1 protein-coding gene is annotated in these 902 nt (G+C 55.0%); it reads right to left on the bottom strand.

The window, feature by feature from the left end:
* The coding region (locus HFE01_RS26365; protein ID WP_167442900.1) for an AMP-binding protein at window positions 1-902 on the bottom strand (902 nt) is incomplete at both ends.

Genomic DNA, 902 nt, shown 5'->3' with positions numbered 1-902 from the left:
TCGTAGAAGCTGGAGTCAATCGCCGCTTCCGTGACGCCATAGCTGTTGATGATACGGATATCTGCGCCAAACCGTTCTTGCAGCACTCGGTAGTCCGTCACGCTGCAGCTATCCGAGCTCGTGATCAGCAGTTCCAGACTGCTCATGTCCAGTCCGTGTTCGTATACATGCTGCATAAACGGTACGATCAAGGCTGGCGTCGATTCGAACACGGTGATTTGATAATCACGAATCCAGCCGTACAGACGGCTTGGATCAATGCGGTCATCTTTCGGACAGATGACCATTGTTCCACCGTTATAAAGTGTCCGCGCAATATCGCCGACGAACACGTCGAAGGAGAAGCTGGCCAGTTGCAGCAGTCGGACCGGGAACTGGTTCAAACGGTAATCCCGGCGATACGCCGCAGCCGTATTGACCAAGCTGCGATGCTCGATCATGACGCCCTTCGGTCGTCCGGTTGTCCCGGACGTGTAGATCACATACGCCAGATCCTGCGGTTCGTTGATGTGATCGACGTCTGTCGTATCTACGGTATATAGTGACTCATCGTCCAGCTCCAGTACGGTGTGCAGACGCAGCCCTGTTGCTGGCTCGGATGCTGCTTCGCTGTCAGGTGGCGAATCTGATTTCAAGCTTACGCCTTCACTCAGGTGGTCTCTTTCCATCAATTCAGCACTAACCGCTGTTTCCAACTCACCCTCGGTCTTTCCTTCGCCCAGAGCCCCTTGGCTTTCATTCAGCCATGCTTGCGTGCGCTCCTGCAAACTGGTTTGAGTCAACAGCACCGTCGCACCGCTGTCCTCCAGCATGAAACGAATCCGTTCGGACGGATAGTCTGCATCCAGCGGCACATAGGCGCCTCCAGCCTTCCATACCGCTAGTACGCCGACCAGCATGTC

Origin of the sequence: Paenibacillus sp. EKM10P, from assembly GCF_011800655.1 — a bacterium.
In the GTDB taxonomy this organism is placed as follows: Bacteria; Bacillota; Bacilli; order Paenibacillales; family Paenibacillaceae; genus Paenibacillus; species Paenibacillus polymyxa.
The sequence above is the reverse complement of the archived record's forward strand: the minus strand, read 5'-3'. Positions and strand labels throughout refer to the sequence as shown.